This window comes from Terrabacter sp. 2YAF2 (assembly GCF_052114705.1).
Lineage (GTDB): Bacteria > Actinomycetota > Actinomycetes > Actinomycetales > Dermatophilaceae > Terrabacter.
Genome location: NZ_JBFRFG010000003.1, coordinates 241,908 through 260,481 on the forward strand (window position 1 = coordinate 241,908; position 18,574 = coordinate 260,481).

Sequence of the window (18,574 nt, forward strand, 5' to 3'; positions counted from 1 at the left end):
CATCAACCGGAGCCCACCACCACCTGGCGGGCAGAGGCGAGGGAGGGGTCAGTGGACGGGATCACCAGGGATGAGCCGGGCGGCTGGTACGAGATTCGTCTCGACGCACGCTTGGACCCCCGCTGGGCGTCCTGGTTCGACGGCTTCGATCTCAACCCGGGCGAGGGCGGCAGCACCGTGCTTCGCGGTCGGGTCGCCGACCAGGCGGCGCTGCACGGGGTCCTGCGCAGGGTGCGGGACATCGGTGTCCCGATCATCTCGGTCGCCCAGGTCGACCTCGCGTGAGCTCCCAAACACCAGTTCGCACAACGCACGACAAGGAGAACCCCATGAGCACGCTGCAGACCACCACCACCAGCCGACCTGGGCACGCGCCCAGGAACTCGGTGCGGACCATCGCCTCCATCGTCGGCTGGCTCTTCATCGTCACCTACATCACGTCGATCGCGGCAAAGGTCGCGTTCTATCCGCCACTCTTCGAGGGCGACTACGTCACCGGTCCGGGGCAGGACACTCGAGTGCTCTGGGGCGCTGTGTCCGAGGCCGTGCTGATCATCGCGAACATCGGCTCGGCCACCTTCTTGTGGCCGGTTCTGAAACGACAGCACGAGAGCCTTGCCATGAGCTACGTGGCAGCCCGGATCATGGAGAGCGTCTTCATCGCAGTCGGCGTCCTCAGCGTGCTCACGGTCGTGACGCTGCGCCAGGGCTACGTCGGCGCCCCCGCGGGTGCGGCGGCCGGGCTGACGGTCGCCGGCGACGCCTTCCTCAGGCTGCAGGAGTGGACGTTCGGCCTCGGACCGTCCTTCGTGGTCGGAGTGGGCAACGGAGTCATCCTGGGCTACCTGATGTACCGCTCTCGTCTCGTGCCGCGCAAGCTGGCCGTCCTAGGACTGGTCGGTGGGCCGCTGATCATCCTGTCCGGTGCCGCCGCGATGGTCGGCATCATCGAGCTCGACGGGACCTGGCAGGTACTGGCAACGGCCCCCGAGTTCTTCTGGGAGCTGGGCCTGGGGATCTACCTGGTCGTCAAGGGCTTCAAGCCGTCACCGGTCACCGCCGGAATGGACGACGAGCGATGATCCGCGTCGAGAGCGTCACCAAGCGGTACGGGGCTCACACTGCCGTCGACGACGTCACCTTCACCGCCGAACCGGGCCGGGTCACCGGCTTCCTCGGCCCCAACGGAGCGGGCAAGTCCACCACGATGCGCGTGATCGTCGGCCTCACCCCACCCACGACCGGGGCGGCGCACGTCCTGGGGTGCCGCTTCACCGACCTGCCCAACCCCGGCCTGGACGTCGGCGTCCTGCTCGACGCCTCCGCTCAGCACGGCGGCCGGACGGGACGCGAGATCCTCACGCTCTCGCAGAAGACCATGGGCCTGCGGACCGATCGGGTCGACGAGATGCTCGATCTGGTGAGCCTCACCGACGCGGAGGCGGGCCGACGCGTGCGTGACTACTCGCTCGGCATGCGGCAGCGACTGGGCATCGCCCAGGCGCTCCTGGGGGAGCCGGCCGTGCTCATCCTGGATGAGCCGGCCAACGGCCTCGACCCGGCGGGGATCCGCTGGATGCGCGATCTGTTGCGCGGCCACGCCGACCGAGGCGGCACGGTGCTGCTGTCCTCACACCTGCTGCACGAGATCGAGGTGGTCGCCGACGACCTCGTCGTGATCGGCAACGGCCGGACCGTGGCCCAAGGCACGAAGAGCGAACTGCTGGCCTCCGCCGGAACGCAGGTCCGTACCCGGCACCCTGAGCGGCTGGCCCTCGCCTTGACGAGCGCTGGTGTCGTGGTCCACTACGGCGACGCGACGCTGCGCGCGGATGCCGACTCCGAACGAGTCGGTCAGGTGGCCCACGAGGCCGGCATCCCACTCATCGAGCTGCGGACCGCGGACGGTGCCGGCCTGGAGGAGCTCTTCCTCGAGCTCACCGCCGACACCCAGCGAGATGGCTTCGATCACCAACCGATCCACGCCCACCAGCAAGGAGCAGCCGCATGACTGCCACCACGGCCGCCGGCCCCCCTCATGCCGCGGCGCGCCCCAACGACATCACGACCAACGGCGTCAGCCCACGCATCCGCCTGACCCGCATCGTCGGGGTCGAGCTGCGCAAGTCCTTCGACACACGCTCCGGCCTGTGGCTGCTCGCCAGCATCGGCCTGGCCGCCCTGGTCACGACCGGTGCCGTCATCGCCTGGGCGCCGACGGACGAGTTCCGGTATAGCCAGTTCACCCTCGCCATCGGCATGCCGATGTCGATCATCCTGGCCATCATCACGGTCCTGTCGGTCACGTCCGAGTGGAGCCAGCGCAGCGGTCTGACGACTTTCACTCTCGTGCCGCATCGTGGCAGGGTCATGGTCGCCAAGGCCATCTCGGCCTGCCTCGTCGCGGTGACCGCCTCCGTCGTGGCCTTCGCCGTCGGTGCCCTGGGCAACCTCGCTGGGTCCGCCATGGCCGACATCACCCCGGTGTGGGACCAGGACCTCGCCGACGTCGGCTACTTCGCGCTCGGAACGATCTCGCTGATGCTGGTCGGGTTCACCCTGGGTGCCCTCATCCGCAACAGCGCCGGAGCCGTTGTGGCCTACATGGTCTATGCCTTCGTCACCCCCGGACTCCTCGCCTTCCTGGCCTTCAGCCAGAAGTGGTTCCGCGACCTGCGTCCCTGGATTGACCCCAAGTACAACCAGGACGCACTCATGAAGGGCGGGCTCTCCGGGGAGCAGTGGTCCCACCTGGCGCTGACGAGCGCCGTTTGGCTCCTGTTGCCGCTCGTGATCGCCGTGGTCACGCTTCGGCGCTCGGAGGTGAAGTAGCCATGACCCAAGCAGGCTCCCCCACCGCCCCTTCGACGCCGAGACCGTCTCCGGCCAATTCACCCGCGCGGTCCTCCAGATCCGCTACGGCTCGCCCGACGCCCTCAAGGTCATCACCGTCCCCACGCCGACACCGCGACCTCACGAGGTACTCGTCCGGGTCGGGGCTGCATCGGTCAACGCCCGCGACTGGCACATCATGCGCGGCGAGCCCCGTCTCGCCAGACTCCTCGACCGGAGCAGCTTCGGGCTGCGACGTCCTCGCCATGCGGTCCGCGGCACCGACGTCGCCGGCATCGTCGAGGCGGTCGGCGCCGACGTGACGCACTGGCGGGTCGGCGACCTCGTCTTCGGAGAGGGAGCTGCGGCATTCGCGGACCACGCCGTCGTGCCCTCGGGCGCCAACCTGCCAGGCGCGGCGGGACGTCGGACACGACGACGTGCTCGCCCCGGCCGTCGTGGCCCACGAGCCCTGGGACCGCCACGCCGACAGTGCTCACGTCGTCGGGGCGCCCCCTCGCCTCGAGCCCACTGAGGGCTGCGAGAAAGCCGTCGACTACAGCGTCGAGCTCGGCCGGCTCCGACTCCGACCCGGTGGCCAACCGATGCTCGGCGAGGACCCCGCCGTCGGCGTCGGTGGCCCGGGGCACAGCAGCTTCGTCCCGCCGACGTCGATGCCCAAGTGCATGCTGCGAGCCTTTCACGCGGACGGGCTCAGCGAGAGAGCAGCATGGCCCTTGGTCAAGACGCGACCAAGACTCTCGGTGGGGCAGCACCGGCGTCGTCCTTCTGGCGACCCTGAGAAGCAGGCGCAAGCGAGCCGCGCCTGTCGTCCTGGCCAGCCAGCCAAACGTCACATCACCGCGGTTCACCGGCTTGGGGCAACATCGGCAGCACCATCGGGCCGGGTCGTTGCAGTACCCGGCCTAAGGGCGGACCCGAGTACCGGCCCGTCTCTGACCTGCGGTTACGTCACGTCGTCGCCTCCTCAGTCCGCGGAGAGTCCGCAGGAGCGCCGAGGACCACGTCGACGGCGTCACGCGTCCGGTCGTCGGAGTCGGGCCACAGATGGCTGTAGGTGTCGAGCGTTTCGGCCGCAGTGGCGTGCCCGAGTCGTGCCTGCACAGTCTTGACGGACTCCCCGTGTCGGATCAGCAGGCTCGCGTAGTAGTGCCGTAGCCCATCGAACTTGAAGCCGGGCACTCCGGCTCGCTCGGTCAAGGTGCGCCAGGGCTTCCAGAAGCTCGACCGCGAGTGGGGTTGGCCCAAGGTGCCCACGAAGACGAGACCATCGGGCCCTGCGGGGAACGCGTGCAGGTGCGCGGCAAGAGCGTCGACAATCACCTGGGGGAGCGGGATCTCGCGAACGCTGGCGGCCGTCTTTGGGGGTCCGAACACAGGGCGGCCGTACTTGACGTTGACCAGCTGCTGGTCGACGGTCAGCGACCGACGCAGGAAGTCGACTCGGTCGACCGTCACGCCGAACAGCTCACCCTGGCGCATTCCCGTCCCTGCTGCGGTGAGGATGAGTCCTCGGATGTGCGGAGCAGCGAGCTCGGCCAACGTCTGCACCTGAGCCGTGGCGAGTGGCACGACGTGGGGACGGGTGACCTTGGGCAGTCGCGTGCCGACCGCGGGGCTCGAGACGATGCGGCGATCTGCTACGGCTGCCTTCAGCACCGTCGCGAGAATGCCGTGCGTGACCGACACGGTAGAGGGCGCGAGCGTCAGGCTCAGCCGCTTGATCAGGGCCTGCACGTCGGTGGGTGTGATGCTGTCGAGCCGGCGAGCGCCAAGCGATGGGTAGATGTGGCAGCGAAGGTTGTGCTCGTAGAGGGCGGCGGGGGCGGGTCGGCGGACCTGGGCAAGGCGCCAAGGCTCGGTGAAGTCGCGGAGCGTGATCTGGCCTGCCTTCGGTGCGACGTACTGACCGGTGACGATGTACGCGCTCACTTCGTCGAGCCACCGCTGGGCGTCTGTCTTCCGGGTGAAGTGTCGTGCGTGCTCCTTGCCCTCCGCGTCGCGGTAGCGGGCACGCCACTTCCCGTCCGGCCGCCGGGCGACGTTTCCCATCTTGGGGCTACCGCTCCATGGCGTACTGGTCGGCCACCCAGGCGGTCACGTCGTCAGCGCGGTACAGCACCCGGCGCGGACCCATCTTGAAACTTTTCGGTCCGACGCCTCTGTGACGCCAGTAGCGCAGGGTTGGTTCGGGGACCCTGATCATCTGGGCCACCTCAGCGGAGTTGAGCAAGGGCCCAACGTGATTTGTCGGGACGCTCAAAGGGGCGCTCTCCGTGGTGTTGACCCGTTCGGCAGGCCGGGCGTTCGCAATCGTCATCGCACACTCCTCCCATTCACCGCGCATACCAACGGTGTGGGGCACCGCCGGAACGCGGCGCAGGCGCAGCGGAGTGACGACTACCGTTTCGGCAGCACGCCGTTGGCGAGCCGTTGGAGCGGCTCGTCTACGGCGTGGCCCTCGTCCGGAGACTCAGCGGACGTCTGCTGAGGCTCCGGCGGGTCCCAGTACTGGCGCACCGCGGCAACAGCGTGGCTTACGCGGCGAAAGGACGCGCACTTTGCACGACGCTTCGGATGGGCGCCGCGCCCTGCCGGGCAGGGATCGTCCCTAGGTCAGCTCTTGTTCAGCTCCTCGGCGAGCATGACGATGATGCCGCTGGGGCCTCGGACGTAGGTGAGCTTGTAGACGTCCCCATAGGTCGCCACGCCGCGCAACGGATGGCAGCCGTGCCTCGCGGCGATCTTGAGGGCGTCGTCGATGTTGTCGACCGAGAAGGCCACGCGGTGCATGCCGATCTCGTTGGGCCGGGTGGGCTCCGTCTCGATCGCGGCGGGGTGGATGTACTCGAAGAGCTCTAGGCGACCGTTGCCGTCAGGTGCCTGAAGCATGGCGATGTTGGCGTGGTTGCCGTCGAGGCCGACTGCGGTGTCGGCCCATTCCCCGCTGACCGTGTCACGGCCGAGGACGGTCAGGCCCAGGTCGGTGAAGAAGGCGATCGTCGCTTCGAGGTCGCGGACGGCGATCCCGACGTTCTCGAGTTTGATGGTCATGGGTGGCACGCTACCGAGTCAGCGCGATTCGCTCAGGTCAGCTGGCGGCCTGTTCGGCTCATGCGCACGAGGGACGACTGCGCAGGGACGCACCAGACTCGGTGCGTCTGTGCTGGAGGCCTCGGAGCTTGACCAGTCCTCCGGACGCGGAGGTTGGGTTACACCGCGACCAGTGGCCTGCTGCCGTGCCGCGAGGGGACATTCGCCAAGATCGCGCCCGCGTGACCATTGGCTTGCGAGACAAGCTGGCGGACGGGTCGCTGTCGGCGGAGATTCGCAGCCAAACACGCGGCGAAAGGACTCTGCCTGCTGGACGACTGCCGCTGCTGCGCTGCGTCAATGCCCTGCCGTGAAGCGCCACCCTCGCCGATGGCATAAGACGGAAACAAACCGTCAGACTCTGGGCATGGTCGAAAGGGTGCTCATGCGGGTGAACGGCATTGTCCTCAACGTCATGTCACGCTCACCTGAACGGTCGATGTATCCACCCGTTGTGCTGGTGCCGGGAACCGGTGCCCCCGCCAGCGACTGGGACATTATCGGCGAGGATCTAAGCCGCGACCGGACGGTGCACGCCCTTGATCCTCGGGGCCATGGTGAAAGCGAGTGGCCAGGCACCTACTCGATCGACCTGATGGCCGAAGACCTCGCCGGACTGTTGGCCCAGCTGGCGGTGCAGGTGGACCTCATCGGTCATTCCCTCGGCGGGCTCGTCGCTTGCCGCGCCCTCGCGTCCGGCGCGTCTTCAGTTCGCCGGCTCGTGCTCGAGGACGTCGGGCTGCTCCATCAACGCGGGTCAGCACCCCCAGCACGGCCGGAGGGTGACCTTGACGTCGACTGGGGCGTTGTCGAGCAGATTCGCCCAGAGATCGATGAGCCGGCAGCCCATTGGCCAGAAACTCTCCGCCGGGTCTCACCTCCAACACTGGCCATCAGTGGTGGACTCGGTAGTTTCCTGGCGCGCGAGCACGTCGCTGAGCTTGTCGCCCTGGTCGAGCGAGGTAGCCACCAGCCGATCGATGCTGGCCACGAGATCCACGCCTCCAGGCCAGAGGAGTTCCTGCGAACCGTCCGCGCCTTCCTCGACCACTAGCCAACGCTTCCCACCCGCACGCAATGGTCGGCTCGCGGCGGAAAGACGCAGGTTCCAGACTGCGCTGAGCCCTCGGGCGCGAGGGTGCGACGGCGACTATCGCGCTTCGTGCGCCTGTGTGGGTCCGCTATGCCCACCAGTTCAATGGCCTGTCGTGGTCGTCGTAGACGTTCCCGAAGTACCACTCGACCGCCCCCTTGGTGGCCCTTCGGATGGCGTGTTCGATGGCGGGGAAACCGTGCGCTACCGGGACCGTGATGACCGCAAACTTCAAGTCCGGCGGCGCCTCCACGGTCGCGTCAAGCCGTGCGAACTCGACCCGGAGGTGACCGAGGATCGAAGGGTTGAGGTCGCCGGTTATGTGGATCGCGATGCCACCGCCACGTTCGGCCACGTCAAAGCTTCCGTCGGGTCGAACGTCAAGGACGTCGCCGGCGGCGCAGCCCCAAGCGAGCCCTGGTGTCGCTGTCAGGCGGAAGCGGCTAGGGTCGAGTCTGGTTGCCGGGTCCCGTTCAAGGACAGGCTCGCCCCGCCGATTGTGGCCGGCCAACAGCTCGACATGCTCGTGCACGTGGTTCAGCCTGCCAGAAGGCCCGATGGCCCATGTCTACGCGGCGGTCGCACCTGACTGCCACCGGGTCCCGGCGGGTGGCAGTCGAGACTGCACCAAAACTGCGGACCGCCCGCTATCGAGCAGTTCCTCGTCGTGAATGCGCCTTGGTGCGCCCTGTCTGGGGCAGAATGCGAGCGTGTCGACCGCTGATCTCCACGCTGCCGCATTCTTCAAAGAATCGGTGGACCGGGAAACGGTGTGGCTGCTGGTGACGGACGATGAGTCAGGTGTCGGCTACGCGCGGGCCGCAACCCCGTCGGGAGAGGTGGCGCTCGGCGTCTGGTCCACCGAGCGTCGAGCCCGGAAGGTCGCCTCGACCGTTCCGGAGTATGCGCCCTATCGCCCACATCCTGTTCCGCTCGAAGAGTTGCTGACTGACTGGGTTCCTGAGCTCGACGCGTCGAACACCAACGTTGGGTTGAACTGGTCGGGCCCGTCTGCTCAAGGTGCCCGCGTGACGACCTCTGCGCTCGTGCGAGGCGTCCGCGCTCGACAGTGGGAGTTGGGCGCATCCGCACGGGCCGCCCGACGGGCGGCCGAGTGGGGCGAGTGACGCCCCCTGTCGAACACGCGCGTGCCCGGGCCAGTCGCTGCAGGTCCCTGCGTAACAACCGCGATCGTGAGTCGTGCCTGTCAGCGTCGGCTGACGACCTCAGGCCCTCGTCGTCAATGAACACTCCGCACAGGTGCGTCTTGCCTCGCCCGACCACGTATGCGAAGAGACCCACCTCGGTATCGTTGGCGACGTGTCGTTGATCCCAGCCCCGGACCTTGAGCTGGAGGAACGACGCCGCGTCGCTGCTGCCGTCACCGAAGCCGTGAGGCTTGCTGGGCTGCCGGCCCAGGTTGCTACTGGGAACGAGCGGCGTAACCCGGGAGTGAACGTCGAGGTCGACCCATTCGCTGACGACGCGGGCGGCGTCTTCGTCAGCTGGCACCCGAGCGCCGAGCTCGTCGACAGATTCGCGGCCCCGCTGCTCGCGCACGAGTTCGACCACCCCGCAATTCTGCTCAATGCGTCGATCGCGAATGCCATGGTCGAAGCGCTGCGAGCAATCCTCTCCGCCTGTGGCTTCACCGTGGAGGTCTCCGACGACGAATACAGATCGTCGTCATTGCGTGTCACCTCCAACTAGCTCGACCTCAGTGGTGCAGTGCGGACGGCTCGCCCGAAGTGACCGCGTGGTCGGGTTGGCTGACACGTCGGAAACGCGGGGCCCCTCCATGAGGGTGACGAAGCGCTGTCCCTGGCGGGCCACGCAGGGGAGTTCAAGGCTCCTGGCCCTCTTCGATGCCGGCTAATTGCGCCAATAGGAGACGGGTGCGACGCCTACGCCTTCGACGACGGCGCGTGTGTCTTCGGGGTCGTACGCCGACCCGGGCTGCAGGTCGCTCGGGCTGAGCGACCCCGTCGACCAAAGGGTGAATCCGGAGTCATACTCGAATCCGATGTGCACGGGACAGCCAATGAATCCCGCGCGCTCCAGATCGGCCTTCACATCGTCCATGAGGCGAAAGGTCAGCTGCACGTCGTTCAGGAAGACTTCGTCGTGGCCCTGAGCGTGAAAGACCTCGACCAGTTCCACCGTGTCGTCGGCGGCGTAGTGGATGGAGAAGTTCGGTGCCCGATCGAAGTAGAACGCGCGTACATCCTCGTTTGGGTTTGGCGTCTCCAGTCTGGACTCCACGGCGGCTCGTCGGTCCCCGATGCTTACACCGGGGATGCCAACGCCGGGGGTGATCTCCATGGCAGCCAGTATGAGGGTCGAAGACACGAGCCCGCTCGCGGGCCACTGGTGGCGCTAGCGACTCGCGGCGGTTTGACGCAAGGTGGCGAGCCAAGGCGGTTTGGCGGTTTAAACGCCGGCGGCCAGAGTCATTCGGGATCAGACAACGCCTCTTGCATCGCATTCAGCTGGGCCGCTGAGAGTGCCTTCACCTCGCGTTCCGCCACGTCGTTCCCGGTCGCGATCAGGTCGTTCAATGGGTAGGTGACGACCTGTGCTTTAGAGGCGCCTTGGGTGCGTGGCGCTACGGACTACCGAGGCCGCTCTTCAACAAACAGGCCGCGCTCGATCTCGTCGACCAGACGGACCAGCAGCCATGAGATGGCAGAGCCCGCAGTTCAGCAAGAGCCAGCAGACGCCTAATCCGCGGCGGCGCGTACACCACCACTGCCGCTTCTGATGGCCGGTTGTGCTGTGGACGGCGTCACCCAGGGCCCGGGGTCAGCGAGCAGTGCGTCGCATTGCACGACGTCGACGACGAGGGCGTTGACGAGTCCACCCCGCAGCGCAGCTGCCACCGCTCGGGCCTTGGGCCGGCCCGAGACGATGCCGATGACCTCGGGGATGGCACGAAACTCCTCGGCGCCGATGGTGATGATGCGCTGGCTCAACGGCGGCTCGATGAGATGGCCGTCGTCGTCGAAGAAGCGGCCGGCGATCTCGCCTACGACGCCGGCCGCACGTGCCTCCTCACGATCGGCAGGGGACACGGCGTCGTAGATGGTTGACAGACCCGGAGCCCAGGTCCCGATGCCCACGACGGCCTTGGTGGCGCGAGCAGCCTGTGCCAGCCCGTGGGCGACGAGCCTCTCGCGTCGGAGGCTGCTCGCGGCGACTTCGTCGTCGAGCAGAAGCGCGGCGTGGAAGATCGACGCGGATCCACCGGTCACCTGGGCGGCACGACGCACGATGTCGACGGCGCTGCTGTTGACACCCGGCACCTCCATGGCGCCGCAGAGCTGGACGACGTCGACGCGGGGCAGGTGGCGGAGCGACTTTGTCAGGATGTCGATCGAGCGGGCCCAGGGGAGGCCGAGCACATCACTCTCGACCATGATCTCGCCGAGCAGGCGGGACGTGGCCTCGCCCAGATGCTCGCTCAGCGTGCGGAAGTCCAGTCCGGTCCCGTCCACTACGAGGGCGTGCCGCAGCCCGAAGGTCTCCTGAAGGCGGGCGGAGCGGTCGAGGTCGATGTCGCCCTCCGCGACGATCTCGATGCGCACCATGCCTCGCTCCCGGGCGAAGTCGAGTAGCCGAGCCACCTTGAATCGGCTGATCCCAAGCTCGTCGGCGATCTCGATCTTGGAGCGGCCCGCGAGGTAGTGCCGGCGCGCGACGGCAGCAGCCATGACCAGCTCGGCCGGTCCCCGTCGCTCCATGTCCATCTCCGTCACGTCCACAGTGTGCTGCATTCGTGCCGCCGTGGTGTCGCGAGCTTGGATCTCGGACGACCTGTTGACAGCAGTGACATGAGTCACTTTACTCATGTGTGCACTGACGCGCACAAACGAGCACCACTCAAGGAGGAGCATCGTGCGACGGATCCGACACGGCACTCGCAGGCGGCGCACGGTCGTCGCCGCAACGCTCACGACTGGGCTCGTCGCGAGCCTTTCCGCCTGTGCCGGATGGGGCGCGGCCGGGCAGGGCGGCGGTGGTGACGCCATCAACGTCCTGATGGTCAACAACCCGCAGATGGTGGACCTGCAGCAGCTGACGGCCGACAACTTCACCGCGAAGACCGGCATCAAGGTCAACTTCACCGTGCTCCCGGAGAACGACGTCCGCGACAAGATCAGCCAGGAGTTCACCAGCCAAGCCGGCCAGTACGACGTGGCCAGCCTCAGCAACTTCGAGATCCCGATCTACGCCAAGGCGAAGTGGATCAGCCCCCTCGACGGCTTCATCGCCAAGGACGCGGCGTTCGACCAGGCTGACATCCTCAAGCCGATGCAGGTCTCGCTCTCGTCGGGAGGCAAGGTCTACGGCGAGCCCTTCTACGGCGAGTCCTCCTTCCTCATGTACCGCAAGGACGTGATGCAGGAGAAGGGCCTGACGATGCCCGCGCGGCCCACCTGGCAGCAGGTCGCCGACATTGCCGCCAAGCTCGACAACGCGAAGCCTGGGATGGCCGGGATCTGTCTTCGGGGTCAGCCAGGCTGGGGCCAGATCTTCGCCCCGCTGACGACTCTCGTCAACACCTTCGGAGGCACGTGGTTCGAGAAGGACTGGACCCCCAAGGTCAACGCGCCGGAGTTCAAGGAAGCGGTCAACTTCTACGTGAACCTGGTGCGTGCGCACGGCGAGAACGGGGCTCCCCAGGCAGGCTTCACCGAGTGCCTCAACAACCTCACGCAGGGCAGCGTGGCCATGTGGTACGACGCCACGTCGGCCGCCGGCTCCCTTGAAGCGAAAGACTCCCCGGTCCGCGGAAAGATCGGTTATGCGGCGGCGCCGGTAGTCAAGACGGAGAGCTCGGGCTGGCTCTACGCGTGGTCGTGGAGCATCCAGGCGGCGAGCACGAAGCAGGAAAACGCCTGGAAGTTCATCTCCTGGGCCTCGGGCAAGGACTACGAGCAACTCGTCGGCGACAAGCTCGGCTGGTCCCGCGTCCCCGCCGGCAAGCGTGCCTCGACCTACGACAAGCCCGCCTACCTCAAGGAGGCAGGCGCGTTCGCCGCACCGACGAAGGCCGCCATCGAGGCCGCCGACCCGGCCAACCCCGGAGTGCAGCCCCGGCCGGCCCTGGGCATCCAGTTCGTCGACATCCCCGAGTTTCCGGACTTGGGTACACAGGTCAGTCAGGACGTCAGCTCGGCGATCGCCGGTAAGACCACGGTCGACGAGGCCCTCGACAAGGGGCAGGGCCTGGCCCAGGACGTCGCCGAGCGTTACCAGTCGAGGGAGGGACAGTGAGTACCGCAGACACCACCGCCGAGGTCACGCCCGCTCCAGCCGCGCAACAGCAGCGGTCCACCCAGCTGGCCAAGGCCGGTGACTGGGCCCGCCGCGCGCCCCTGCTGCCGGCGCTGGTCTTCGTCATCGTCCTGACGCAGCTGCCGTTCATCGGGACGCTCGTCATCTCCTTCATGAACTGGAACGCCTACTACCCCGACGAGCGCGGGTTCGCCGGTCTCGACAACTACAAGCGGGTCTTCACCGACATCAACGCCCGACAGGCCGTCGTCGTCACCATCCTGCTCACCGTCGGCGTCGTCGGGATCAGCCTCGTGCTGGGCCTGGCCATCGCCCTGCTGCTCGATCGGAAATTCCTCGGCCGTGGCGTCGTGCGGACGCTGATGATCGTGCCGTTCCTCATCGTGCCCGTGGCAGCGGCGCTGCTGTGGAAGCACGCCCTCTACAACCCGGAGTACGGCCTCTTCAACGGCCTGCTCAAATGGGTCTTCGGTCCCAACGCACCGCAGCCGGACTGGATCACGAACAACCCGCTGTGGTCCATCATCGCGGCGCTCGTCTGGCAGTGGACGCCGTTCATGATGCTGATCCTGCTCGCGGGCCTGCAGAGCCGGCCGCTCGACGTCGTCGAGGCCGCCCGCATCGACGGAGCTAGCAGCTGGCAGATCTTCAAGAACATGACACTGCCGCACCTGCGCCAGTACATCGAGCTCTCCGGCCTGCTCGGCGCGATCTACGTCGTGGCGAACTTCGACGCCGTCTTCACGATCACCTCGGGCGGGCTCGGTACGGCCAACCTGCCCTACTACATCTACCAAACCTTCTACACCGCCCAGGACTACGGGCGCGCCTCCGCCGCAGGCGTCGTCGTGGTGATCGCCACCATCGCCATAGCGACCTTGGCGCTGCGCACCGTGTTCAGCCTGTTCAAGGAGGAGTCCCGATGAGCGCTACCCCTGCAACCGGTGCCACGCCCACGTCCAGCGCGAGGCCCGCACCGATGGACCCGTCAGAGATCCACCACCGCAAGCCGCCCAAGAAGGCTGCGCTGCTCGGCGTGCTGGCCTGGATCGTCGGCCTACTCTTCGCGCTGCCCGTCTTCTGGATGCTGCTCACCTCGTTCCACAAGGAGACCGACGCGGCGAAGAACCCTCCTGACGTCTTCGCCCCACTCAGCCTCGAGGGCTACCAGTCGTTCTTCGCGGCGGGGCCCTGGCCGGCACTGCTGAACTCGCTGACAGCCAGCCTCATCTCCACGACCCTCGTGATCCTGCTGGCATTCCCGGCGGCATACGCCCTGTCGATCCGGCCGGTGCGCAAGTGGACCGACGTGCTGTTCTTCTTCCTCAGCACGAAGATGCTCCCCATCGTCGCCGGCATCCTGCCGCTCTACCTCATCGCCCAGAAGGCTCACGTGCTCGACAACATCTGGTACCTCATCATCCTCTACACGGCGATGAACTTGCCGATCGCCATCTGGATGTTGCGCTCTTTCCTCGCAGAGGTGCCGGTGGAGATGCTCGAGGCCGCCCAGGTCGACGGCGCGAGCCTGAATCGGACGCTGCGTGACGTCATCGCGCCGGTCGTCATGCCCGGCATCGCGGCGGCGGCCCTGATCTGCTTCATCTTCAGCTGGAACGAGCTGCTCCTCGCCCGTGTGCTCACCGGCACGGTCGCGGGGACGGCACCGGTCTTCCTCACGGGGTTTGTCACGAGCCAGGGCCTCTTCCTCGCCAAGGTCTGCGCCGCGTCGCTCGTCGTGTCGCTTCCCGTGCTGGCAGCCGGGTTCGCTGCCCAGGACAAGCTTGTCCAGGGCCTGTCGATGGGCGCCGTCCGGTGAACCCGAGCTCCACGAAGCATCCAGGGAGCGACGTCACGACCCGCATTGAAGGAACCCACGCGATGGATCAGTACGGAAGAAGCCTGAAGGACGCTGTTGTCGTCGTCACCGGCGCCGGGGGCGGTATCGGGGGAGCCATCGCCCGGCTCGTCCTGGAGAGTGGTGGCCGCGTGGTGGCCGGGGACCTGCGGGCCGACGCGCTCGGCCAGTTGCAGCAGGACTGGGACGAGAATGTCCTGGTCGTAAGCGTCGGAGACGTTCGAAACGAGAGCACCGCGGACGAGCTCATCGCCGCCGGAGTGCGGGCGTTCGGTCGGGTCGACTCCGTCGTCGCCAACGCTGCAATCGGCTTCTACGGCGGGGTTCTCGATTACTCCGCCGATGAGGTCTCGCTCATGGTCGACGTCAACGTCAAGGGGACCGTGTGGCTCGCCCGCGCGGCGGTCCGTCAGTTCCGCGCCCAGGGCGACGGCGGCGACATCGTCATCATCGGCTCGGTCGCCGGACTGCTGATCGGTGGCGGCAAGGAGGCCGTCTACGCCGCCACGAAGGGTGCACAGATCAACCTCGGCTACGCCCTCGACCGGGAACTCCGCGCGGAGGGCATCCGAGCCACCACCATCGCGCCGGCCGGGGTCAACACGCCCTTCGCGGCAGCCGATGGCCGGTTCGGCGACCGGGACCCGTCCGATGGCGACTTCATGGAGCCGGCCGACATCGCCCAGGCCGTCGGCTACACCCTCCGCCAGCCACGCCGGATGCGGACCGAGCTCTGGACGATGTGGAGCATGTCCGAGGTCCACTGAGGCACCCATCAGCACGTCCGGCCGCACCTTCGAGAGGACCCAGACGAACATGACTAGTACTGACGCCAAGGCGTCATCGACGCCGATCCCCTTGTCGCAGAGCACGTATGCCGCCCTGCCGTCGCACGTCGGACGGCCGGCATACGACCGCTCGCAGGTCACGGCCGGCATCGTGCACTTCGGTGTGGGCGGCTTCCACCGCGCCCATCAGGCGATGTACGTCGACCGGCTCATGAACGACGGGCTGGCTCTCGACTGGGGCATCTGCGGGGTGGGGGCCCTGCCCCAGGACCGCCGGATCGTCGACACGCTGACCGCGCAGGACGGGCTCTACACGCTCGTCGTCAAGCACCCGGACGGTCACCGGGAGGCGCGGGTCATCGGCAGCATCGTCGAGCTGATGCTGGCCCCGGACGACCCGCAGGCGGTCGTCGACCGGCTCGCCGACCCGCGCACGCGGATCGTGTCGCTGACCATCACCGAGGGTGGCTATCTCGTCAACCAGGTGACCGGTGAGTTCGACGCCGACGACCCGGCGATCCGGGCCGACCTCGAGGCGGGTGCCGTGCCACGGACCGTCTTCGGCTACGTCATCGCCGGACTGGCCGCCCGGCGGGAGGCCGGTGAGCAGCCGTTCACGGTCATGTCGTGCGACAACCTGCCCGGCAACGGCGACGTGGCGCGCAAGATGATGACGGCCTTCGCGCGGGCCAAGGACCCGTCGCTGGCGGAGTGGATGGACGAGCACGTGTCGTTCCCCAACTGCATGGTGGACCGCATCACCCCGGTCACGGCGCCCGAGGACATCGAGCGACTTGCCGTCGAGTTCGGCGTCCAGGACGGCTGGCCCGTCGTGTGCGAGCCGTTCACGCAGTGGGTTCTCGAGGACCACTTCACTGACGGGCGGCCGCCGTTCGAGGAGGCCGGCGTGCAGCTCGTCGGGGACGTCGTGCCGTACGAGCTGATGAAGCTGCGGCTGCTCAACGCAAGCCACCAGGCCCTGTGCTACCTCGGCTACCTGGCGGGCTACCGCTACGCCCACGAGGTGTGCCAGGACCCCCTCTTCGTCGACTTCCTGCTCGGCTACATGGAGCGCGAGGGCACCCCGACGCTGCCGGAGGTCCCGGGCGTGGACCTCGACGCCTACCGCCACGAGCTCGTCGACCGCTTTGCCAACCCGGAGGTGCGCGACACCCTCGCCCGGCTCTGCGCCGAGAGCTCGGACCGCATCCCCAAGTGGCTCGTGCCCGTCATCAGGCGCAACCTCGAGACCGGCGGCCAGATCCAGCGGTCGGCCCTCGTCGTCGCCTCGTGGGCGCGCTACGCCGAGGGCGTCGACGAGCAGGGCGAGCCGATCGAGGTCGTGGACCGCGTCAAGGACAGGGTCATGGCTGCGGCCGCCAGACAGGGCGAGGACCCGCTCGCCTTCCTGCGCGACCGCGACCTCTTCGGAGGGCTCGTCGACGACCAGAGGTTCACGTCAGCATTCACGGAGGCGCTCTCGACCTTGCACAGCAACGGAGCTCGGGGAACGCTGCAGTCATGGACCGGGCGGAGCGCCACCACGTGACTCGGGGACGGGCACTCGTCGCGGGCGTGGACAGCTCGACCCAGTCGACCAAGATCGTCGCCTGCGACGCCGAGACGGGACAGGTGGTGCGCACGGCCCGGGCTCCGCACCCGGAAGGGACCGAGGTGCACCCCGACCGCTGGTGGGAGGCCTACGAGCAAGCCACCGGCGACGGCATCCTCGACGGCGTGTCAGCCGTCGCCGTGAGCGGCCAACAGCACGGCATGGTCACCCTCGACGAGGACGACACCGTCGTGCGCGACGCCCTGCTGTGGAACGACACCCGCAGCGCCGGCGCGGCCCGTGACCTCACAGCCGAGCTCGGCGGCGCCGGCGCCTGGGTCGACGCCGTCGGCCTCGTGCCGGTCGCGAGCTTCACCGTCACGAAGCTGCGGTGGCTCGCCGAGCACGAGCCCGGGAAGGCTGCACGGGTGGCTCGGGTCGTGCTGCCCCACGACTGGCTGACCGGCCGGATCCTGCAGCAGGGCAACGGCTTCGAACGATGGAGCACCGACCGTGGCGATGCCTCCGGCACCGGCTACTGGTCCGCCGCCGACAACGACTACCGTCTCGACCTGCTCGAGCGTGCCTTCGGCCGTGGCATCGAGGTCCCTGAGGTGCTCGCTCCCGCACAGCCGGCGGGACGCACCGCGGACGGCCTGCTCGTCGCCGCCGGCACCGGGGACAACATGGGGGCCGCACTCGGCCTCACGCTCCACCCGGGCGACGTCGTCGTCTCGCTCGGCACGAGCGGCACGGTCTTCACGCCGCACGACCGCGCGATCCGCGACGAGTCCGGCGCCATCGCGGGTTTCGCCGACGCGACGGGCCACCACCTGCCCCTCATGTGCACCCTCAACGCCGCGCGGGTGCTCTCGGCGGCGGCCGCGATGATCGGTGTGGACCTCGCGGAGCTCGACCGCCTTGCACTGCAGGCGAGCCCGGGTGCCGGGGGGCTCAGCCTCCTGCCCTACCTCGACGGCGAGCGCACCCCTGACCTGCCGGACGCCACCGGCACCCTGAGCGGGCTCACCCGCTCCAACGCGACACCCGAGAACCTCGCCCGTGCCGCGGTCGAGGGGATGCTGTGCAACCTCGTCGCCGGCGTGGATGCGCTGCGCGACAAGGGCGTCGAGGTCGGGCGGATCCTGCTCATCGGTGGCGCGGCCGCCTCCCGCGCGGTCCGCGAGGTCGCACCGGGCCTCTTCCGCGCCCCGGTCGTCGTGCCCGCACCTGCCGAGTACGTCGGTGTCGGCGCTGCCCGGCAGGCCGCGTGGGCCCTGTCAGGAGAACAGGACCCGCCCACTTGGGCCCTCGAGATCGACTCGGAGCACCCCGCACGACCCGGCGACGAGCAGGTGAACGCCGAGGTCGTGGCCCGCTACCGGGACCTCGTCGCCCGGACGCACGGGATCTGACCCCCAGCCTCTACCCACGGCGTGAGGTTCGGTGTCACCTTCACAGGTCGTGACGCCCGGGCAGCCGCCCCGACTCCACCGCGGCGGCGAGCGCGGCGTGGTCACGCTCGTTCTGGTCGGCATAGGCGACTGCGAACTCCGCCACCGCCTCCTTGTAGCCGGCACCGGTGGTCGTCACGTCGCGGGTCAAGAGACCATTGGACCCGACGCCGTCTGGTGGCGGGTGCTGCCTGAGTGCCAACACGTCTTCGAGCAAGGGCGGAACGCGTGCTTCCCCAGCATATCCGGTGCGCCTCGTCTGCGATAAAGAACAGCGCATCACCGCGGCCGTGCCGCTGTTTGGTGTCCCGGAGACGACGACAGAGCAGTTACTGTCAGGTTCCTCCTTCACGTGTGTCAACGGCAGTCGAAAAACTGACCCCCTGACGGCAGGGTGGTTTCTAGCGACGGCCGCAACACTTCCTAGTGTTCGGGGTCCTGAAGATGTCGTCTCGTCGTGTCAAGAAGGGGCCGGGGCGTCGCCCGCAGTCGGCCAAGCGTCAACGGTTCATGGAGCTGCGCGAGCGGGGGTGGAGTGTCCTGGCGGCCGCACGCGAGGTCGGCGTGTCCCGTACCGCGGGGAAC

General features: G+C 67.9%; 21 protein-coding genes and 1 pseudogene. 15 read left to right on the forward strand and 7 right to left on the reverse strand.

Going from position 1 to position 18,574, the window contains the following annotated elements; all coding sequences use genetic code 11:
- The first annotated feature begins 51 nt into the window (after positions 1-51).
- The 5 genes from AB4030_RS05245 to AB4030_RS05265 all read left to right on the forward strand — a co-directional run bounded on the left by AB4030_RS05245 (position 52) and on the right by AB4030_RS05265 (position 3,367).
- Positions 52-285 carry a hypothetical protein gene (locus tag AB4030_RS05245; protein WP_442278139.1) on the forward strand — a complete coding sequence of 78 codons (234 nt, stop codon included), beginning with the start codon at positions 52-54 and terminating at the stop codon, positions 283-285.
- Between the two features lie 44 nt (positions 286-329).
- On the forward strand, positions 330-1,082 hold the full coding sequence (locus AB4030_RS05250) for a DUF4386 domain-containing protein (protein WP_442278140.1): 753 nt from the start codon (positions 330-332) through the stop codon (positions 1,080-1,082).
- On the forward strand, positions 1,079-2,011 hold the full coding sequence (locus tag AB4030_RS05255) for an ABC transporter ATP-binding protein (RefSeq protein WP_442278141.1): 933 nt from the start codon (positions 1,079-1,081) through the stop codon (positions 2,009-2,011). Before AB4030_RS05250 ends, AB4030_RS05255 begins: the two co-directional genes overlap by 4 nt.
- Positions 2,008-2,832 carry an ABC transporter permease gene (locus AB4030_RS05260; RefSeq protein ID WP_442278142.1) on the forward strand — a complete coding sequence of 275 codons (825 nt, stop codon included), beginning with the start codon at positions 2,008-2,010 and terminating at the stop codon, positions 2,830-2,832. Before AB4030_RS05255 ends, AB4030_RS05260 begins: the two co-directional genes overlap by 4 nt.
- 112 nt (positions 2,833-2,944) lie before the next feature.
- Entirely contained in the window at positions 2,945-3,367 is a 423-nt protein-coding gene (locus AB4030_RS05265; protein ID WP_442278162.1) for an alcohol dehydrogenase catalytic domain-containing protein, read from the forward strand.
- Positions 3,368-3,804: 437 nt separating this feature from the next.
- Here AB4030_RS05265 and AB4030_RS05270 read toward each other — a convergent pair whose 3' ends face one another.
- From AB4030_RS05270 to AB4030_RS05280, 3 genes are all read right to left on the reverse strand, one after another.
- Positions 3,805-4,905, reverse strand: a complete 1,101-nt coding sequence (locus tag AB4030_RS05270; RefSeq protein WP_442278143.1) for a tyrosine-type recombinase/integrase — start codon at positions 4,903-4,905, stop codon at positions 3,805-3,807.
- 7 nt (positions 4,906-4,912) lie between these two features.
- A complete protein-coding gene (locus AB4030_RS05275; protein ID WP_442278163.1) occupies positions 4,913-5,200 on the reverse strand; it encodes a helix-turn-helix transcriptional regulator in 288 nt (95 codons plus the stop codon).
- 269 nt (positions 5,201-5,469) lie between these two features.
- The gene (locus AB4030_RS05280) at positions 5,470-5,907 is read right to left on the reverse strand and encodes a VOC family protein (RefSeq protein ID WP_442278144.1); all 438 of its coding nucleotides are present in this window, start codon (positions 5,905-5,907) and stop codon (positions 5,470-5,472) included.
- A 406-nt stretch (positions 5,908-6,313) separates the two neighbouring features.
- On the opposite strand from AB4030_RS05280, the gene AB4030_RS05285 reads away from it, so the two are divergent.
- Positions 6,314-7,000, forward strand: coding sequence for an alpha/beta fold hydrolase (locus AB4030_RS05285; RefSeq protein WP_442278145.1), 687 nt, complete (start codon positions 6,314-6,316; stop codon positions 6,998-7,000).
- Positions 7,001-7,127: 127 nt separating this feature from the next.
- On the opposite strand, the gene AB4030_RS05290 is transcribed toward AB4030_RS05285, so the two are convergent.
- On the reverse strand, positions 7,128-7,571 hold the full coding sequence (locus AB4030_RS05290) for a DUF4265 domain-containing protein (protein WP_442278146.1): 444 nt from the start codon (positions 7,569-7,571) through the stop codon (positions 7,128-7,130).
- Positions 7,572-7,749: 178 nt separating this feature from the next.
- Here AB4030_RS05290 and AB4030_RS05295 point away from each other — a divergent pair, with 178 nt between their 5' ends.
- Both AB4030_RS05295 and AB4030_RS05300 read left to right on the forward strand, forming a co-directional pair.
- Positions 7,750-8,166 carry a DUF2750 domain-containing protein gene (locus AB4030_RS05295; protein WP_442278147.1) on the forward strand — a complete coding sequence of 139 codons (417 nt, stop codon included), beginning with the start codon at positions 7,750-7,752 and terminating at the stop codon, positions 8,164-8,166.
- Positions 8,167-8,359: 193 nt separating this feature from the next.
- On the forward strand, positions 8,360-8,749 hold the full coding sequence (locus AB4030_RS05300; protein WP_442278148.1) for a hypothetical protein: 390 nt from the start codon (positions 8,360-8,362) through the stop codon (positions 8,747-8,749).
- A 162-nt stretch (positions 8,750-8,911) separates the two neighbouring features.
- On the opposite strand, the gene AB4030_RS05305 is transcribed toward AB4030_RS05300, so the two are convergent.
- Together AB4030_RS05305 and AB4030_RS05310 are read right to left on the reverse strand one after the other, a co-directional pair.
- The gene (locus tag AB4030_RS05305; protein ID WP_442278149.1) at positions 8,912-9,361 is read right to left on the reverse strand and encodes a hypothetical protein; all 450 of its coding nucleotides are present in this window, start codon (positions 9,359-9,361) and stop codon (positions 8,912-8,914) included.
- Positions 9,362-9,759: 398 nt separating this feature from the next.
- Positions 9,760-10,785, reverse strand: a complete 1,026-nt coding sequence (locus tag AB4030_RS05310; RefSeq protein WP_442278164.1) for a sugar-binding transcriptional regulator — start codon at positions 10,783-10,785, stop codon at positions 9,760-9,762.
- Between the two features lie 148 nt (positions 10,786-10,933).
- Between AB4030_RS05310 and AB4030_RS05315 the strand changes: the two genes are divergently transcribed.
- The 6 genes from AB4030_RS05315 to xylB all read left to right on the forward strand — a co-directional run bounded on the left by AB4030_RS05315 (position 10,934) and on the right by xylB (position 17,950).
- Positions 10,934-12,316 (forward strand): ABC transporter substrate-binding protein, encoded by a 1,383-nt coding sequence (locus AB4030_RS05315; RefSeq protein WP_442278150.1) that lies wholly within the window; start codon positions 10,934-10,936, stop codon positions 12,314-12,316.
- Complete coding sequence (locus AB4030_RS05320; protein WP_442278151.1) at positions 12,313-13,263, forward strand: carbohydrate ABC transporter permease; 951 nt, start codon at positions 12,313-12,315, stop codon at positions 13,261-13,263. Before AB4030_RS05315 ends, AB4030_RS05320 begins: the two co-directional genes overlap by 4 nt.
- Positions 13,260-14,156, forward strand: coding sequence for a carbohydrate ABC transporter permease (locus tag AB4030_RS05325; RefSeq protein ID WP_442278152.1), 897 nt, complete (start codon positions 13,260-13,262; stop codon positions 14,154-14,156). Before AB4030_RS05320 ends, AB4030_RS05325 begins: the two co-directional genes overlap by 4 nt.
- Before the next feature lie 62 nt (positions 14,157-14,218).
- A complete protein-coding gene (locus AB4030_RS05330) occupies positions 14,219-14,962 on the forward strand; it encodes an SDR family oxidoreductase (RefSeq protein WP_442278153.1) in 744 nt (247 codons plus the stop codon).
- Positions 14,963-15,011: 49 nt separating this feature from the next.
- Entirely contained in the window at positions 15,012-16,532 is a 1,521-nt protein-coding gene (locus AB4030_RS05335) for a mannitol dehydrogenase family protein (RefSeq protein ID WP_442278154.1), read from the forward strand.
- Positions 16,505-17,950, forward strand: a complete 1,446-nt coding sequence (gene xylB, locus AB4030_RS05340; protein ID WP_442278155.1) for a xylulokinase — start codon at positions 16,505-16,507, stop codon at positions 17,948-17,950. Before AB4030_RS05335 ends, xylB begins: the two co-directional genes overlap by 28 nt.
- A 40-nt stretch (positions 17,951-17,990) precedes the next feature.
- Here the strand turns inward: xylB and AB4030_RS05345 are convergent, their stop codons facing one another.
- Positions 17,991-18,140 carry a DUF2252 family protein gene (locus AB4030_RS05345; protein WP_442278156.1) on the reverse strand — a complete coding sequence of 50 codons (150 nt, stop codon included), beginning with the start codon at positions 18,138-18,140 and terminating at the stop codon, positions 17,991-17,993.
- Positions 18,141-18,433: 293 nt separating this feature from the next.
- On the opposite strand from AB4030_RS05345, the pseudogene AB4030_RS05350 reads away from it, so the two are divergent.
- Positions 18,434-18,574: pseudogene (locus AB4030_RS05350) on the forward strand (IS30 family transposase); the annotation flags it as partial.

Excerpts from the sequence above, each read along its gene's own strand:
- AB4030_RS05275 (WP_442278163.1), bottom strand. The coding sequence starts at position 5,200 with ATGCGCGGTGAATGGGAGGAGTGTGCGATGACGATTGCGAACGCCCGG.
- AB4030_RS05330 (WP_442278153.1), top strand. The coding sequence starts at position 14,219 with ATGGATCAGTACGGAAGAAGCCTGAAGGACGCTGTTGTCGTCGTCACC.
- AB4030_RS05310 (WP_442278164.1), bottom strand. The coding sequence starts at position 10,785 with ATGGACATGGAGCGACGGGGACCGGCCGAGCTGGTCATGGCTGCTGCC.
- AB4030_RS05270 (WP_442278143.1), bottom strand. The coding sequence starts at position 4,905 with ATGGGAAACGTCGCCCGGCGGCCGGACGGGAAGTGGCGTGCCCGCTAC.
- AB4030_RS05280 (WP_442278144.1), bottom strand. The coding sequence starts at position 5,907 with ATGACCATCAAACTCGAGAACGTCGGGATCGCCGTCCGCGACCTCGAA.
- xylB (WP_442278155.1), top strand. The coding sequence starts at position 16,505 with ATGGACCGGGCGGAGCGCCACCACGTGACTCGGGGACGGGCACTCGTC.
- AB4030_RS05285 (WP_442278145.1), top strand. The coding sequence starts at position 6,314 with ATGGTCGAAAGGGTGCTCATGCGGGTGAACGGCATTGTCCTCAACGTC.
- AB4030_RS05250 (WP_442278140.1), top strand. The coding sequence starts at position 330 with ATGAGCACGCTGCAGACCACCACCACCAGCCGACCTGGGCACGCGCCC.
- AB4030_RS05305 (WP_442278149.1), bottom strand. The coding sequence starts at position 9,361 with ATGGAGATCACCCCCGGCGTTGGCATCCCCGGTGTAAGCATCGGGGAC.
- AB4030_RS05335 (WP_442278154.1), top strand. The coding sequence starts at position 15,012 with ATGACTAGTACTGACGCCAAGGCGTCATCGACGCCGATCCCCTTGTCG.
- AB4030_RS05325 (WP_442278152.1), top strand. The coding sequence starts at position 13,260 with ATGAGCGCTACCCCTGCAACCGGTGCCACGCCCACGTCCAGCGCGAGG.
- AB4030_RS05260 (WP_442278142.1), top strand. The coding sequence starts at position 2,008 with ATGACTGCCACCACGGCCGCCGGCCCCCCTCATGCCGCGGCGCGCCCC.
- AB4030_RS05255 (WP_442278141.1), top strand. The coding sequence starts at position 1,079 with ATGATCCGCGTCGAGAGCGTCACCAAGCGGTACGGGGCTCACACTGCC.